This window comes from Microbaculum mangrovi (genome assembly GCF_051390635.1).
Lineage (GTDB): Bacteria > Pseudomonadota > Alphaproteobacteria > Rhizobiales > Tepidamorphaceae > Microbaculum.
The window spans coordinates 554,173-569,398 of sequence record NZ_JBPODT010000002.1 but is presented as its reverse complement, the minus strand read 5'-3'; the positions used below and the strand labels follow the sequence as shown (position 1 = coordinate 569,398).

The window sequence follows — 15,226 nt, the reverse complement described above, 5'->3', positions numbered from 1 at the left end:
AGGCGCAGGGATCCGGCTGCACGCCGGCCATCCAACACGGAGATGTAACTATGCAACTCGGCGTTCATTCCGAAATCGGAAAACTGCGCAAGGTGATGGTGTCGCGGCCGTCGCTCGCGCACGAACGGCTCACTCCCGCGAATTGCGACGACCTCCTCTTTGACGACGTGATCTGGGTACAGAAAGCCCGGTCTGATCACGCCGACTTCGTCCTCAAGATGAAGGACCGCGGCATCGAGGTCTATGACATCCAGGATCTGTTGGCCGAGATATTCGACACGATCCCAGACGGCCGCGCGTTCGTGCTCGACCGTCGCATCACGAAAAACTTCGTGGGGCCGGGATTGGCAAAGATCCTCAGGCCTTGGCTCGACGAGCTGAATGGACACGCGTTAGCGAGGCACCTGCTCGGCGGCATTGTACGCGAGGATCTACCCCAGGAATTGGTGTCACCGCTGATGCGGGAAGCCCTATCCGCGAGCGAGTTCATCCTGAAACCAGTGCCCAATGCGCTCTTCCAGCGGGATCCGTCGTGCTGGATCTACGGGGGAGTGACATGCAACCCGATGTTCTGGCCGGCCCGCAAGCCGGAGACTCTCTTCCAGCGCGCCGCCTACAAGTTCCACCCGCTGTTTACCGACAACGAGTTCGAGATTTGGTGGGGCGACAGCGATGAGGATTGGGGCAACACGAGCATGGAGGGCGGCGACGTCATGCCGATCGGCAAGGGAGTCGTGCTGATCGGCATGGGCGAACGTACGACAAGGCAGGCGGTAAACCAGGTAACCAACTGCCTGTTCGCCAAGGGAGCGGCGGAGCGTGTGATCGCCTGCGCGATACCGAAGTCGCGGGCCGCGATGCACCTCGACACGGTATTCACCTGCCTCGACTACGACAAGGTGACGGCGTTTCGCGAGGTAGTCGACGAGATCGTCTGCTTCTCGCTGCGGCCGGACGGCGCCGGCGATATCGATATAGTCAAGGAGAACGGGCACCTCTTCGACGTCTACAAGGAGGCGCTCGGCCTGAAAGACCTCAATGTCATAGGCACGGGCGGAAACGAGTTCGAGATGGAGCGCGAGCAGTGGGACGATGGCAACAACGTCGTCGCGCTCGAGCCGGGCGTGGTCGTCGGCTACGACCGCAACACGCACACCAATACGTTGCTCAGGAAGGCCGGCATCGAGGTCATCACGATTTCCAGCCAGGAGTTGGGGCGAGGCCGCGGCGGCGGGCATTGCATGACCTGCCCGATCCTCCGCGACCCTGCGTACTAAGCCTCACTAGGGAGACCTATTATGGCGTTCAATCTCAAAGGCCGTAGCTACCTGAAGATCTCCGACTTCTCCCAGCGAGAGATGCTCTATCTCCTGGACCTGGCACGAGATCTGAAGCGGGCGAAGTACGCTCACTCCGAGCAGCCGGCCCTCACCGGCAAGGACATTTGCCTCATCTTCGAAAAGACGTCGACGAGAACTCGTTGCGCGTTCGAAGTCGCCGCACACGACCAGGGTGCACATATTACCTACCTCGACCCGAGTGGTTCGCAGATCGGCCACAAGGAATCCATGAAGGACACAGCGCGTGTACTCGGCCGGATGTTCGATGCGATCGAATTCCGCGGCGCCGGTCAGGAGATGGTCGAGGAGCTTTCCGATTATGCCGGCGTGCCAGTCTATAACGGCCTCACGGATGACTGGCATCCGACCCAGATGCTCGCCGACATCCTGACGATGGTCGAGCACACGGACAAGCCACGGTCCGAGATCGCTTATGCATTTCTCGGCGATGCCCGCAACAATATGGGCAACTCGCTGTTGATGCTCGGCGCCATCATGGGCTGTGACGTTCGAATGGTCGCCCCGAAGAAAAATCAAAATCACAAAGAAGTCGTCGAAATGGCGAAGGCTCGCGCGGCCGAAACCGGCGCGCGCATTACGATAACCGATGACATCGGCAAGGGCGTCAAGGGGGTCGACTTCGTCCACACCGACGTCTGGGTCTCGATGGGAGAGCCTGCCAAGGTATGGGAAAGCCGCATCAAGCTGCTCAAACCCTACCAGGTCAACAAGGCTTTGCTGAAGAAAACCGGCAATCCGAACGTCAAGTTCATGCACTGCCTGCCGGCATTCCACAACACCGACACCAAAGTCGGGAAGGAGATCTTCGAAAAATTCGGTCTCTCTGAGATGGAAGTGACCGACGAGGTCTTCGAGAGCCCCGCCAACATCGCCTTCGAGCAGGCCGAGAACCGCATGCACACGATCAAGGCGATCCTCGTCGCAACGCTCGCCGGGTGAACCATGAGAATCGTCGTCGCACTCGGTGGGAATGCGCTTTTGAAGCGCGGCGAGCCGTTGACTGCCGCGAACCAGAGGAAGAACGCGCAGATTGCCGCAAACGCACTCGCCCCGCTGTGCCTTGAGTACGAAACCGTAATCACGCACGGCAATGGTCCGCAGGTCGGGCTGCTTGCACTGCAGGAGATTGCCTACGAGGAAGGTGAAGATTATCCGCTGGACGTGCTCGGCGCCGAGACCGAGGGCATGATCGGCTACATGATCGAGCAGGAACTCGGCAACGTCCTCCCCTTTGAGAAGCCGATCGCGACCATCCTGAGTATGGTCGAGGTCGACCCAGCCGACCCCGCCTTCAAAGACCCGACCAAATTTATAGGGCCAGTCTACGACGAGGCGACCGCAAAAAAGGAAGCGGCCGAGAAGGGCTGGACCGTCAAGCCTGACGGCGACTACTGGCGCCGCGTCGTCCCCTCCCCTGAGCCGAAACGAATCTTCCAGATCCGGCCGATCCGGTGGTTGCTCGAGAAGGACGTCGTAGTAATTGCCGCAGGCGGTGGTGGTATTCCGACGATGTACGAACCGGGCTCTGATCGCCAGCTCGTCGGGGTCGAGTGCGTCGTCGACAAGGATCGTGCGTCCTGCGTACTCGCCAAAGAGCTCGAAGCAGACGTCTTCGTTGTCGCCACCGACACAGATGCCGTCTACCTCGACTGGGGCAAGCCGGAACAGAGAGCCATCCGGTCTGCCACCCCGGACGCGCTCGACAAATACGAATTCCCGGCGGGTTCGATGGGGCCGAAGGTCGAAGCGGCCCAGGACTTCGCGCGAGCCAGCGGTGGACGCTCGATCATTTGCGCGCTGGCCGACGTACCGGCTGCACTACGGGGCGCACGCGGCACGACAATATCCACGGAAGCCGGCGAACTTGAGTTCCACTGACGGTGTGTAATGCGGCGGCGCACGCGCTAGAGGAGAACTCGGCGATGAATGGAACGAAAATTGGCGTAGCGAGTGCGACTGCGATCTTCATGGCGTCGAGCGCCCACGGCGCCGACATGACGAAGCTGCACTGACCAAAGCGTTTACCCATCTTGCCGAGCAGTACGGCCGCTACGGCTATCGTCGGATCACGGCGCTGCCGAACGCGCAAGGTTGGGTGGTGAACGTCAAGCGCGTCTATCGCATCTGGCGGCGCGAGGGGCTCAGAGTGCCAATGAAACGACCCAAGCGCGGGCGTCTGTGGCTCGCCGATGGATCGTGCGTGCAGCTCCGGCCGATGCATCGCAACCACGTCTGAAGCTACGACTTCGTCCAGGGTCGCCTCCATGATGGCAAGCCGTTCCGGATGCTGGTCGTCATCGATGAACACACCCGCGAATGCCGGGCGATCGAGGTCGACCGAAAGCTCAACTCGCAACGTGTGCTGGAGATACTCGCCGACCTGTTCGTCGCGCACGGCCCTTCTGAGCACATTCGGTCCGACAACGGACCTGAGTTCATCGCCACCGCGCTGCGAGACTGGCTCTGCAGGCTAACCGTGAAGACGCTCTTCATCGAGCCCGGAAGCCCGTGGGAAAACGGCTATTGCGAGAGCTTCCACTCCAGGCTCAGGGACGAACCGCTGAACGGGGAAATCTTCTGCACGCCGCGGGAGGCCCGGGTGATGATCGAATGGTGGCGACGCCATTACAATCGCCTCAGGCCGCACGCCTCCCTCGGCTATCGACCGCCGGAACCGCAAGTCATCTTGCCCACACCATCCTGGCAGCCGTACCCTGCCGTCGTGTCGGCTGACCTGCTACCTGATTATATTCAGGCGCATACCCTCGCTCTTTATTCATTTCAAACCTGTATTTGATCTGCCGGTCGTTTGTAAAAATAGAAGTTGAGGTTCGGTAACCACTGGCTGGTGGGAGAATTTCGAACTTACGGGCCCAATGCGCGAGCAAAACCGGTGCAAACTCAAAGGCACCCTAACCCGCACTTCTTCAGCGAAGTCATCAGGTTTGGAGAAAACGCGGCGAATAGAGAAATCCGAAAGCGCTTTGAGACCGCCGAAGGTCAACAGGTCCACGTCAGAAGCCGGGCCCCCACAGCAGATTTGGCGCCGGCACCAACGCAGCAGAGAAATTTCAAGAGTTAGGAACTGGCGGAGACGGAGGGATTCGAACCCTCGAGACGGGTTTACCCCGCCTAACGGTTTAGCAAACCGCCGCCTTCGACCACTCGGCCACGTCTCCGCTGCGCATCGAATAGCCGACCCTGCGTCCGCGAACAAGGGTGATAACCACTCATTCGCCCTACCGGCCGCACTACCGGGGCCCTGAAATTATAATGAAACACCCGTTTTGATATGGTCCGCAGCTCGACAGACCGCAATAGATGTTAACAGGAGACGTGAATGCGCAGAACGATGCGGCTTGCGACAGCATTCGTGGTGTCCGCAGGGCTGACCGCGCCGGCACTGGCAGGCGACGCGCCGTCAGTCGTCACGACGAACGACACGGCGATCGGCAAGGTGCTCGCCGACAAGGCGGGCATGACGCTCTATACGTTCGACGAGGATCCGCGCGGCGGATCATCGTGCCTGGGCAAATGCGCCGAGAACTGGCCGCCCCTGAAGGCATCGGGGAACACCGGCCCGGTCGGCGATTTCACGATCATCACCAGGCAGGACGGGATCGCGCAGTGGGCCTACAAAGGTAAACCGCTGTATCTCTGGGTGCGCGACAAGGCGCCCGGCGAAACCAGCGGCGACGGCGTTCGCGGCTGGCAAGCGGCGCGCCCCTGACACAAGAAGAGGTCATGTGACGCCGAGCCTCACCCTGGGAACGGTACGGCTGTGGACGGGACTGATCCTGTTCGCCTTCGTCCTGAGCCATCTGCTTAATCACGCCTTCGGTATCGTTTCGGTCCGGGCGCAGAACCAAGCGGTGGACGTCCTCCTGTGGCCGTGGACGAACCCGGTCGGCCTGGTGGTGCTCTCCAGTGCCGCGCTCGTCCATATCGGCGTCAACCTCTACACGCTGTGGCGGCGACGCACGCTGCGCCTGAAGGCATGGGAAGCGGCCCAGTACATCAGCGGACTGCTGGTTCCGGTGCTGATGCTCGACCACGTGATGGTGAACCGGGTCCTCACGGAGTTCTATCAGGCCAACACCGACTACTACGTCGTCCAGGGCAATTTCTGGCTCGCCAACCCCTGGGCCGGCGTGAAGCAGGCCGTCGCGCTGCTCGTCGCCTGGACGCACGGGGCAATCGGCATCTGGCACTGGCTCAAGGTGAAGCGCTGGTTCCCGCGCTTCGAGGCGATCCTGCTTTCGCTTGCCGTGCTGGTCCCTGCCCTCGCGCTCGCCGGTTTCGTCGCCGGTAGCCGCGAGATCCTGCGCGAAGCGGCCGGCGACGCGGAATACCTGACCTTCCTGCTCGACGATGCGAACTGGACACCGGAGAACCTCGCCATCGCGCGTGGCTTCTATTACGACGGCCTGGTGATATACGGCGGCCTTCTGGTGGCGATCGTCGTCGCCTGGATGGTCCGGCGCACGAAAACCAATCTCACCGCCGCGCGCGTCGTCTACGGCGACGGCCGGACGATGGCGCTGCTGCCCGGCGCCACGCTTCTGGAAACGCTGCGCGCCAACGGCGTTCCGCACCCGTCCGTCTGCGGCGGGCGCGGGCGCTGCACCACATGCCGCGTTCTGGTCCGCGACGGCGCCGATGCCTTGCCGCCAGCGAAAGTGACCGAGGCCAGCGCGCTCAAACGAATCGACGCCGAGGACCATGTCCGCCTCGCCTGCCAGATCCGGCCGTCGACGCCACTGTCGGTCGCCCCGTTGCTGTCTCCGAACGCGACCGCCCTCGACGGCTATCGGCCGGGACATCTGCTCGGCCACGAACAGGTCGTCACCGCCGTGTTCGTCGACCTGCGGGGCTCGACGGGCCTGGGCGAGGCGCGGCTGCCGTTCGACACCCTGTTCATTCTCAACCAGTTCTTCGCCGAAATGGTCGAGGCGCTGCGCGACAGCGGCGGGCACTACTCGAACTTCACCGGTGACGGCCTGATGGCGCTCTACGGGTTGTCGGGAACGGTCGAGCAAGGCTGCCGCCAGGCGTTGCGCGGCGCCGGCGAAATGATCGCGCGGCTGGCGCGCCTGAACGAGACGCTGAAAGGCGATCTCAAGGTACCGCTGCGGATCGGCATCGGCATCCATACCGGCGAAGCGATCGTCGGCGAGATGGGGCCTCCCGCCGCGCGGACGGTGTCCGCCATTGGCGATACCGTCAATACGGCGGCCCGGCTCGAAGGCCTGTCGAAGGACCTCGGCAAGCCGATCGTCCTGTCCGAGGAAACGGTGCGGCTCGGCACCATCGCTTTGCCGAACGCGGACGCCCAGGAGTACGCCATTCGCGGCCGACAACAGCCGATCACCGTCTACGCGATCGACGCGGTGCCGGCCGACCTGTGAGCCCGGACTGTGCGCCCGGACTGTGCACCCGGCCGGGCGGTCCGGCTCAGTGCAGGTTCAGCCATTCGCGCGCGGCGCGCTGGGCCTCCGCCACATCGGCCGACGACATCTCGGCGGCCACTTCCTGGCGGTAACGCGCGGCGCCGGGATATCCTTTCGTCGCGGCGATGTTGAACCATTTGTGGGCGGTGATCAGATCCGGCTCGACCGTGCGGCCGGTCGCATACATCATGCCCAGGCGAAAAAGGATGTCTCCGGTTGCTGCGCCCTGCGCCAGACCGGCATCCTCGTAGCTCTGCATATCGAAGCGGGCCATCGATCGTGTCTCCCTGATCTGTCTGGTCCCCGGAACCGTTTGCCGGTTCCGTCCCTCTGACGGCCTGCACCGTCGTGAGGAAAGCTTCGCCGCCGCACTTGAATCCGGCGTAAAAAAATTCGCTTAATATTCGACGAAAAATGTCCAAATGCTTGGTAAATTCACATTCCGCTAAGCACAGCTATCACCGAATACTCCGGCTTTTCGTCCACGACCGATTTTCAACCGCCGGCAAACGTTTACGTCTTGCTCACCATGGAGTCAGACACCTCCCGGAAAATCGCCCGCTTTCGAGCCGCGATCGGGCCGGGTGCGGAAGGGGCGTCCTACCGTGCTGGACGGAAACCTGGACGCGCGTGAACCGCTATTGCAGCCGGCCAATGACGATCAGCCGATCGGAAACCCGCCCTTGCCGCCGAACGGTCCGGGGAATTCCGGCAAGCCGTCAGCCAGCTTGATTCCCGGCAGCTTGAACTTCGTGTAGCAGTGCCGCTGCACCTCGACATTTTCCGGGTGGTCGAGGCTGCCGAGGGCCATGAACACCAGACCGTCGGCCTCGAAGGTAAGCGAACTTCCGCACTCCCCGCAGAAGCCGCGTGCCACGCCTTCGTTCGAGGCGTACCGGCTTCTCTCGCCTTGCGTCCATTCGAGCGCGCCCTCGGGAAATTCGACGAAGGCCATGTAGGGCGCGCCGGAAACCTTGCGGCACATTCCGCAATGGCAGTAGCTCGCCCATTGCGGCGGCGCGTTAGCCCGATATCGGACGGCTCCGCACAGACATCCTCCAGTCCATTCCGGTCCTCCGATCGCCGGCACCGCCTCGCCCCCTAGCGCGCGCGCTGGCCGAACAGCACCTTCTGGGCTTCCTTGTCGTCGGCCAGATTGGTCCGCTTCTCCTCGCCGACCGCCATGGCGCGCTGTACCGCCGGGCGGGCCAGGACCGTATCGAGCCAGCGCTTCACGTTCGCAAACTTCGCGATGTCGATGCCCTGGCGCTCGTAGCCGCGGGTCCACGAGACGATGGCCATGTCGGCGATGGAGTAGTCGCCGGCGACGAAGTCGCGGCCCTCGAGGCGCTTGTCGAGAACGCCGTAAAGACGGTCCGCCTCGTTCACGTAGCGGTCGATTGCGTACGGGATCTTCTCCGGCGCGTAGTTGCGGAAGTGATGGTTCTGGCCGAGCATGGGCCCGAGACCGCCCATCTGCCACATCAGCCATTCCTCGACCTCGACGCGGGCGCGCTCGCCGGCGGGGTAGAACAGCTGAGTCTTGCGGCCGAGGTACTGCAGGATCGCGCCGGACTCGAACACCGAGATCGGCTCGCCGCCCGGCCCGTCGGGATCGACGATCGCCGGCATGCGGTTGTTCGGAGAGATCGCCAGGAAATCCGGCTCGAACTGCTCGCCCTTGCCGATATTGACGTATTTCACGTCGTAGGGAACTCCCGCTTCCTCCAGGAAGATTGTGACCTTCCAGCCGTTCGGCGTAGGCCAGTAGTAGAGTTCGATCGGCTTCGGCATGGGTCGTTGCACTCCGTTGCTTTTTCCCCCTGACAAACGCAGCGGCAATATGGCGCGCGGTCATCACGGGGCAAGTGGAACCGTTACGATGCGGCGCCGGAATCGTCGAGTGGCGGCGCTTTCGGCGGCTTGCGCGCGATCATCCAGCTCGCCAGCAGGAAAGCGGGCAGGAAACAGACGATGATGACCACGATCGCATGCACGAGGCCGGTTTGGAGAAGCCCCGGCCAGACGCTGCCCTGCAACGCGAGGATGATCAAGTAGATCGCGTAGGAGGTGATCGTGAACACGGACAGAAAGATCAGATAGGCGCCGAGCGGCTTCGAATCCGGGTGGCGTGTCTTGCCGACCCAGGGGATGAAGGCGATCAATGCCGCGAGCCACAACGCCGTGAACATCACTGCGAATACCGAGCTGGTCTGCATGGCCTCACTCCGAATCGATCAGATCGCCGTCCAAGGGTAGCATTTCACCGCCGCCGAGACCGCCTGTTCGATCCCCAGCGTCCGCTTCGCCAGATCGTTGACCGCCCGCGCATCGGCCTTGCCGCCGGTCACCTTCATGACCTGGCCGATCAGATCAGGGCGCGTTCCAGGACCAACGCGGGAATACCGGATCGATCCGTGCCGCAGCTATCGGTCCGGTCGACAACCACGAAGCCGCGTGCCTTGTAGAAGGCGACCGCCTTGTCGTTCGCCGGTTCCACTTCGAGCCGCAGCCTATCGGCCTCCGGGAAGCAGGCGACGATCTCGGCGAGTAATTGACTGCCGATCCCCTGCCCTTGGTATGCCGGACGAATGTAGAGCTGCTGGAGCATCACCCGCTTGCCGCCGGCCTCGGATCGCGCGAGGGCCATGCCGGCGATTTCGCGTCCGTCATCGGCGACGACGAATTCCGCGTTCGGCATATCGAGGTGACGCCGCAGCGACGACAGCGAATGCCAGTCGTCGGTTATGGCGGTCACCCTGTCGGCCCCGTAGATGCCGTCATAGGTCGCGTGCCACGTCTCCACCAGCAACGCCCGGACCCGGGGCAGGTCCGAGGCTGCGGCGGTGCGGACGAAAATCACTCGATCCCGAGCTTCTGCTTCACCAACTCGTTGACGGCCTGCGGATTGGCCTTGCCGCCGGTCGCCTTCATGACCTGACCGACGAACCAGCCGGCCATGTTGGGCTTGGCCTTGGCCTGCTCGGCCTTGTCGGGGTTGGCGGCGATCACCTCGTCGACGGCCTTCTCGATGGCGCCGGTGTCGGTGACCTGCTTCATGCCGCGCTCCTCGACGATGGTGCGCGGGTCGCCGCCCTCGGCCATGACGATCTCGAACAGGTCCTTGGCAATCTTTCCGGAAATGACCTTTTCGCCGATCAGGTCGATGATTGCGCCGAGCTGATCGGCGGAAACCGGGCTCTCGTCGATCGACTTGCCGGCCTTGTTGAGCCCGCCGAGCAGGTCGTTGATCACCCAGTTCGCAGCCAGCTTGGCGTCGCGGCCGGCCGCCACCTTCTCGAAGAAGTCGGCCGTCTCGCGCTCGGCGACCAGGATGCCGGCGTCGTAGGGCGTCAGGCCGAAATCGGCGATCAGCCGCGCCTTCTTGTCGTCGGGCAGCTCGGGCAGGCCGGCGGCGATCTCGTCGACCCAGGCCTGCGTCAGCTCCAGCGGCAGCAGGTCGGGATCGGGGAAGTAGCGGTAGTCGTGCGCCTCTTCCTTAGAGCGCATCGAGCGCGTCTCGCCGTTCTTCGGGTCGAACAGGCGGGTCTCCTGGTCGATCGTGCCGCCGTCCTCGAGGATGTCGATCTGGCGGCGCGCCTCGTATTCGATCGCCTGGCCGATGAAGCGGATCGAGTTGACGTTCTTGATCTCGCAGCGCGTGCCCAACGGCGCGCCGGGCTTTCTTACCGACACGTTGACGTCGGCGCGCAGGCTGCCCTCCTCCATGTTGCCGTCGCAGGTGCCGAGATAGCGCAGGATCGAACGCAGCTTGGTGACGAAGGCCCGCGCCTCCTCGGAGGAACGGATGTCGGGCCTGGAGACGATCTCCATCAGCGCGACGCCGGAGCGGTTGAGGTCCACGTAGGATTTCGAGGGGTGCTGGTCGTGCAGGCTCTTGCCCGCGTCCTGCTCCATATGGATGCGCTCGATGCCGACGGTGATCAGCTCGCCGTCGGGCAGATCGACGAGGACGATCCCCTCGCCCACCACCGGGTGCTTGTACTGGGAAATCTGATAGCCCTGCGGCAGGTCGGGATAGAAGTAGTTCTTGCGGTCGAAGACGCTCTTCAGGTTGATCTCCGCCTTCAGCCCGAGTCCCGTGCGCACCGCCTGCTCGACGCAGAACGCGTTGATCACCGGCAGCATGCCCGGCATCGCCGCGTCGACGAGGGAGACGTGGGAATTCGGGTCGCCGCCGAATTCGGTCGAGGCCCCGGAGAACAGCTTGGATTTCGAGGAGATCTGGGCATGGATCTCCATGCCGATCACCACTTCCCAGGCTCCGGTTGCCCCCTCGATCAGCTTCGCTTTGGCGACGTCGCGCACCGCTTCGTTCATCGTTCGCAAGTCCGTTGGATGTCTGTTGGCGCCCTTCTAATACAGATAGCGCGCGAATGGGAGGGGTGCGCGCCGTCCCTGTCGGGCACGAGCACGCAAGGCGCGGAGCCGTGGACCGGGCGGTCGTGCCCGTTTTCACGTCATCCCCGGGTCAAGCCCGGGGATGACGTTGGGAATGGAACGCGCGTGCCCATCAATCGTCATGCCCGGGCTGGTCCTGGGCATCCATGGCCACGGTGGTCACGCCTTTAGCGAGGACGGTGGTCCTGGATTGCTGGAACACGTGCGGCAACGCCTGACTGAGGCATGCGTAATCCGCCCCGGCGTCCAACGCGCGGGGGGCGCAATTCGGATTCAGCGCGGCGTCGGTCGCCGCAGTTCAAAGAACCGCTTATGTGCCCCCAATGACAGTCCAGACGACCGTCTGGTCAGACGACGGTCTGGGGGCGCGGGCGCTCGCGAAAGCACCAATGCGGGTAGTCCGAAACGGTGCTCCTGCGAGCGCCCGCCGCGGCGATTTCTGGACCCTCGGACCGCCTGCGGCCGTATCGCTGCGGTTCGCCGTTGTACCCCCGACCATGGGAGCCTGACGCGCGCCCCGGCGACCGGCGTTGTCGTGCTGGTCTACCACGGCCCCGCCGTAGTACGGGACCGGCGATCCACATCCTCCCCGATGGTCCGTCCCGACGACGGACCATGGAGGCGCCGCTCCCCTTCCGCGTGAGCCCGTGTCGGATCCAGGCACGCCCCCGCGTGGAAGGGGATGGGGGCTAGGATACGCCCGTTTCGCAAGGCGTGAAGAAAATGGGCTCGGAATTCGCGTAAGAGACTGAAAAGAAGAATGGAATCGGCAGAACTGATCCCGATCCCTTCACGCGCCCGTCCCGGCCGCTCCTCCCCGCGCAAGCGGGGATCGGCCCGCCTGGGGCACGGCCTTTCAGCGCGGCTTGCGGAGTCCCCCTTTCGCGGGAACGAGCGGAGGCAGAGAGGTCTCGCCAGCCGTCCCCTGGGCTCCGGGTCAAGCCCGGAGCACGCGGCTTTGGTGTGAAGCTCGGCCGTGCCACCCGAACAAACCCGTGTCCCGGACTTGATCCGGGCCCCAGGCAGCCCGTCCGTATCGTGCTGCCGTCGATATTGAGAGTGGAAGCCCCCCAACGTCATTGCCGGGCTTGTCCCGGCAATCTCAGGCGTATGGCACGAGATGCCCGGGTCGAGCCCGGGCATGACGTGGAGACTGGAGAGGACGCGGTACTGCGGCCGCTGGATTCCCGCCTTCGCGGGAATGAGCGGAGGGGGGAGAGGTCCGCGTCGCGCCGTTCCGCCCGCCACTGCGCACGTCATTGCCGGGCTTGTCCCGGCAATCCCGGGCGTGTGGCACGAGATGCCCGGGTCGAGCCCGGGCATGACGAGTGAATGGAGGGGGTGCCGCGGATGCCGCAACCGGCGGTCAGGCGAGCGGCGAGACGCCGAACAGCCATTCGTGCAGGAACACCAGGAACACGACATAGAGCGTCGCGCCGATGACGAGCGCTACGACGTCGTTGGCCGGTGCCGGCGACAGGCCGGTGATCTGCGGAACCTCCGGGCGGCGCTTGAGCGAGATGCGGTCGCAGACCGCCCAGGCCAGGAACGAGCCGAACAGGAGCACGTCGGCGAGCGTGCCGTTGGCGAGCAGGTGCGCCACCGCCCACAGCTTCACCGCGGCGAGCATCGGATGCTTCAGCGTCGTCTTGATGCGGCCGGGAATATAGGCGGCGGCCAGCATGACGAAGACCGGCATCATCAGCACCAGCGCGAGGTGGCGGGTCCAGACCGGCGGCGAATACAGCACGACCGGGTCCTGCCGGGCGAGCCCGTAGCCCCAGACGATCAGCACGAAGCCGACGAGCGCGACCAGCGAATAGACGCCCTTCCAGGCGTTGTCTCCGTAGCGGGCGATCACGCCCTCGCGCCACCCGGGCGCCACGATCTTGGCCGAGTGTCCGATGAGAAAAATGGCAAGACCGGCGATGAGAACGAACATGGGAACCTCCGGGGGAGCCGTAGAACGGCGGGATGACGCGTTGCCACAAGATAACGCCGATTCCCGTTTCGCCCATGCACCCGATCGCACGGGCGGTATCGGTCGCGCCGGCGGCCGCGAGCGCCTATCTTGGCCCGAAAGACATACCGAAGCGCACGAAAACGGAAGCAAGCACCATGAAACACCTCGCCATTGGCGCCGGGCTGATCGCCACCGCTGTCTTCGCCAGCGCCTGTAACGGCGCCGAAACCGGGAGCGCGGCAATCGCTGGCGCGGGCCCGTCGGGGGGCAATTCCGCGACGGTCAGCTCCGGCGGGTCCGGCGTTTCGGACGGGGGGTCCAGCGGCACCGGCGGCACCCGCGGCATCGGCTCCGGCACGCTGTCGGGCTCGGGCGTTGCCGAACCGCAGCAGACCTGCAACGCCGACGCGATCCCGTGGGCGATAGGCCAGCCGGCGACCCGGGAGGTGATCGACCGGGCGCAGCGGGAGTCCGGCGCCAAGTCCGTGCGCGTGCTCAAGCCCGGAACGGCGGTCACGCAGGAGTTCAAGTACGGCCGGCTGAACCTGAACGTCGACGCGTCGAACGCCATCAAGACGGTGAGCTGCTGGTAGGTCACGCAAGCGATATCGAGGGGCGCGTCGACGTTTAGGCTCGTCGATGTGCCATTCCGCCAACGGCCTTGCCCGGCCGCGACGTCCGTCGCGTCGCCCTTTCAGCGGGATGCGTCCACAGCTCAGGACGCATTCTTGAAGCGCTCTACCCGGTAGGGGGCGAGGTCAATCGGCGCAGTTTCACCACACAGGATCCGGCCGACGATGTCCCCGGTCACCGCGGAGGCCGACAGGCCGAGATGGCCATGGCCGAACGCGAAATGCAGACCCCGCCAGTCGCGGCTGCTGCCGATCACCGGCAGCGAGTCCGGCAGGCAGGGCCGGTGCCCCATCCAGAAGGGCTGCGGCGCATCGAGCCGGACGGACGGCAGTACCGCCCTGAGGTCGGAGTGCAACAGATCGGCGCGGCGCGGCGTCGGCGGAGCGTCGAGGCCGGCAAGCTCCACCGTACCTGCCACGCGCAGCCCGGTCTCGATCGGCGTCACGAAGACCTTCCGATCCGCCGGAACTATGGGCCGCTGCAAGGCGATGCCGGAGTCCCTGAAGTCGACGTGGTATCCGCGCTGGGTCTCCAGCGGCACGCCGATACCGAGCTTTCTCAGGATGCGCGCGGACCAGGCGCCGGCGGCAAGTACGACATCCGCGTGGCTCCGCCGCCCCTGCCCCGTCACCACGCCTTCGACCGCGCGGCCCTCGAAGCACAGATCATTCACGGAGTGCCTGACGAACGAGACGCCCTCTCTCGTCAACGCCTCGGCGATCGCCTGCGCGTGACGCAGCGGATTGACGCTCATGCCAGCTTCGGGAATGAAAATGCCGAGCCGGTAGTCGGGGCCGACCAGAGGTTCCAGCGCCTCGATGCCCGCCCGGTCGAGTTTCTCGTAGGTCACCCCGTGCTCGGCACGAATCCGCCATTCCGCCTTGCTGCGGGCGAACTGCCGGCGGTTGCGATAGACGTGGAGCTGACCGGTCAGGCGGATGAGGTCAGGCGCACCAATCTCGCACACCAGCGCCTTGTGGAACTCAAGGGAGGGCCGGTAGAGCCGCGCCAACGCGTCCGCGATCACCGCCACCCGGCGCGGCCGCGCCTGCGTGATGAAAGCGGCGAGCCATGGCGCGGCCTTCAGCCAGTAGTCGACGGGGATGTGGAGCGCGCTGCCGCGGTTCAACATCATGCCGGGCACGGAGGCAAGCAGCCCCGGCATGGCCAGCGGCACCACCGACCCGGGACTGAGGGCGCCCGCACTGCCCGCCGAGCAACCGCTGCCGGGCTCGTTGGGATCGTAGACCACGACCCGCCGGCCGCGCTTGACGAGGTTCCACGCCACCGACAAGCCGATGATGCCGGCACCGATCACAGCGATACTGTCCTGCATGCGGGAGGTGTCCGCGTTGAGGCTCATGATTCCGTTTCACCTTTTTGGGCGGAAGAAGGGG

Annotated in this window: 14 protein-coding genes, 1 tRNA gene and 1 pseudogene; 7 read left to right on the top strand and 9 right to left on the bottom strand. The window is 64.4% G+C overall.

Annotated features, from left to right (window positions below; translation table 11 throughout):
• Positions 1 to 50: 50 nt before the first annotated feature.
• From arcA to ACSF9G_RS09140, 4 genes and pseudogenes are all read left to right on the top strand, one after another.
• Entirely contained in the window at positions 51 to 1,277 is a 1,227-nt protein-coding gene (arcA, locus tag ACSF9G_RS09155; RefSeq protein WP_436640746.1) for an arginine deiminase, read from the top strand.
• A 21-nt stretch (positions 1,278 to 1,298) separates the two neighbouring features.
• Positions 1,299 to 2,300, top strand: coding sequence for an ornithine carbamoyltransferase (locus ACSF9G_RS09150; protein WP_436640744.1), 1,002 nt, complete (start codon positions 1,299 to 1,301; stop codon positions 2,298 to 2,300).
• Positions 2,301 to 2,303: 3 nt separating this feature from the next.
• Positions 2,304 to 3,239 carry a carbamate kinase gene (arcC, locus tag ACSF9G_RS09145; protein WP_436640742.1) on the top strand — a complete coding sequence of 312 codons (936 nt, stop codon included), beginning with the start codon at positions 2,304 to 2,306 and terminating at the stop codon, positions 3,237 to 3,239.
• 103 nt (positions 3,240 to 3,342) lie between these two features.
• Positions 3,343 to 4,158: pseudogene (locus ACSF9G_RS09140) on the top strand (IS3 family transposase); the annotation flags it as partial.
• A 289-nt stretch (positions 4,159 to 4,447) separates the two neighbouring features.
• Here the strand turns inward: ACSF9G_RS09140 and ACSF9G_RS09135 are convergent.
• A tRNA-Ser gene (locus tag ACSF9G_RS09135) sits at positions 4,448 to 4,540 on the bottom strand.
• A 161-nt stretch (positions 4,541 to 4,701) separates the two neighbouring features.
• Between ACSF9G_RS09135 and ACSF9G_RS09130 the strand changes: the two genes are divergently transcribed.
• Positions 4,702 to 5,091 (top strand): COG4315 family predicted lipoprotein, encoded by a 390-nt coding sequence (locus tag ACSF9G_RS09130; RefSeq protein ID WP_436640740.1) that lies wholly within the window; start codon positions 4,702 to 4,704, stop codon positions 5,089 to 5,091.
• A gap of 16 nt (positions 5,092 to 5,107) precedes the next feature.
• On the top strand, positions 5,108 to 6,769 hold the full coding sequence (locus ACSF9G_RS09125) for an adenylate/guanylate cyclase domain-containing protein (RefSeq protein ID WP_436640738.1): 1,662 nt from the start codon (positions 5,108 to 5,110) through the stop codon (positions 6,767 to 6,769).
• 46 nt (positions 6,770 to 6,815) lie between these two features.
• Here the strand turns inward: ACSF9G_RS09125 and ACSF9G_RS09120 are convergent, their stop codons facing one another.
• From ACSF9G_RS09120 to ACSF9G_RS09090, 7 genes are all read right to left on the bottom strand, one after another.
• On the bottom strand, positions 6,816 to 7,085 hold the full coding sequence (locus ACSF9G_RS09120) for an SEL1-like repeat protein (protein ID WP_436640736.1): 270 nt from the start codon (positions 7,083 to 7,085) through the stop codon (positions 6,816 to 6,818).
• 387 nt (positions 7,086 to 7,472) lie between these two features.
• Positions 7,473 to 7,901 (bottom strand): GFA family protein, encoded by a 429-nt coding sequence (locus ACSF9G_RS09115; protein ID WP_436640734.1) that lies wholly within the window; start codon positions 7,899 to 7,901, stop codon positions 7,473 to 7,475.
• Positions 7,902 to 7,912: 11 nt separating this feature from the next.
• Complete coding sequence (locus ACSF9G_RS09110) at positions 7,913 to 8,605, bottom strand: glutathione S-transferase N-terminal domain-containing protein (protein WP_436640732.1); 693 nt, start codon at positions 8,603 to 8,605, stop codon at positions 7,913 to 7,915.
• A gap of 83 nt (positions 8,606 to 8,688) precedes the next feature.
• Positions 8,689 to 9,030 carry a hypothetical protein gene (locus tag ACSF9G_RS09105; RefSeq protein ID WP_436640730.1) on the bottom strand — a complete coding sequence of 114 codons (342 nt, stop codon included), beginning with the start codon at positions 9,028 to 9,030 and terminating at the stop codon, positions 8,689 to 8,691.
• A 149-nt stretch (positions 9,031 to 9,179) separates the two neighbouring features.
• Positions 9,180 to 9,674: a GNAT family N-acetyltransferase gene (locus ACSF9G_RS09100; protein WP_436640728.1), complete on the bottom strand. Its 495-nt coding sequence runs from the start codon at positions 9,672 to 9,674 to the stop codon at positions 9,180 to 9,182.
• Complete coding sequence (gene gatB / locus ACSF9G_RS09095) at positions 9,671 to 11,152, bottom strand: Asp-tRNA(Asn)/Glu-tRNA(Gln) amidotransferase subunit GatB (RefSeq protein WP_436640726.1); 1,482 nt, start codon at positions 11,150 to 11,152, stop codon at positions 9,671 to 9,673. Before gatB ends, ACSF9G_RS09100 begins: the two co-directional genes overlap by 4 nt.
• A 1,447-nt stretch (positions 11,153 to 12,599) precedes the next feature.
• Positions 12,600 to 13,175 carry an NnrU family protein gene (locus ACSF9G_RS09090; RefSeq protein WP_436640724.1) on the bottom strand — a complete coding sequence of 192 codons (576 nt, stop codon included), beginning with the start codon at positions 13,173 to 13,175 and terminating at the stop codon, positions 12,600 to 12,602.
• Between the two features lie 176 nt (positions 13,176 to 13,351).
• Between ACSF9G_RS09090 and ACSF9G_RS09085 the strand changes: the two genes are divergently transcribed.
• The gene (locus ACSF9G_RS09085; RefSeq protein ID WP_436640722.1) at positions 13,352 to 13,789 is read left to right on the top strand and encodes an I78 family peptidase inhibitor; all 438 of its coding nucleotides are present in this window, start codon (positions 13,352 to 13,354) and stop codon (positions 13,787 to 13,789) included.
• A 122-nt stretch (positions 13,790 to 13,911) separates the two neighbouring features.
• Here ACSF9G_RS09085 and ACSF9G_RS09080 read toward each other — a convergent pair whose 3' ends face one another.
• On the bottom strand, positions 13,912 to 15,192 hold the full coding sequence (locus ACSF9G_RS09080) for an NAD(P)/FAD-dependent oxidoreductase (RefSeq protein WP_436640720.1): 1,281 nt from the start codon (positions 15,190 to 15,192) through the stop codon (positions 13,912 to 13,914).
• Positions 15,193 to 15,226: the final 34 nt, after the last annotated feature.

Coding starts and splice junctions, on each gene's coding strand:
- arcA (WP_436640746.1), top strand. CDS start 51: ATGCAACTCGGCGTTCATTCCGAAATCGGAAAACTGCGCAAGGTGATG.
- ACSF9G_RS09150 (WP_436640744.1), top strand. CDS start 1,299: ATGGCGTTCAATCTCAAAGGCCGTAGCTACCTGAAGATCTCCGACTTC.
- arcC (WP_436640742.1), top strand. CDS start 2,304: ATGAGAATCGTCGTCGCACTCGGTGGGAATGCGCTTTTGAAGCGCGGC.
- ACSF9G_RS09130 (WP_436640740.1), top strand. CDS start 4,702: ATGCGCAGAACGATGCGGCTTGCGACAGCATTCGTGGTGTCCGCAGGG.
- ACSF9G_RS09120 (WP_436640736.1), bottom strand. CDS start 7,085: ATGGCCCGCTTCGATATGCAGAGCTACGAGGATGCCGGTCTGGCGCAG.
- ACSF9G_RS09110 (WP_436640732.1), bottom strand. CDS start 8,605: ATGCCGAAGCCGATCGAACTCTACTACTGGCCTACGCCGAACGGCTGG.
- ACSF9G_RS09105 (WP_436640730.1), bottom strand. CDS start 9,030: ATGCAGACCAGCTCGGTATTCGCAGTGATGTTCACGGCGTTGTGGCTC.
- gatB (WP_436640726.1), bottom strand. CDS start 11,152: ATGAACGAAGCGGTGCGCGACGTCGCCAAAGCGAAGCTGATCGAGGGG.
- ACSF9G_RS09090 (WP_436640724.1), bottom strand. CDS start 13,175: ATGTTCGTTCTCATCGCCGGTCTTGCCATTTTTCTCATCGGACACTCG.
- ACSF9G_RS09085 (WP_436640722.1), top strand. CDS start 13,352: ATGAAACACCTCGCCATTGGCGCCGGGCTGATCGCCACCGCTGTCTTC.
- ACSF9G_RS09080 (WP_436640720.1), bottom strand. CDS start 15,192: ATGAGCCTCAACGCGGACACCTCCCGCATGCAGGACAGTATCGCTGTG.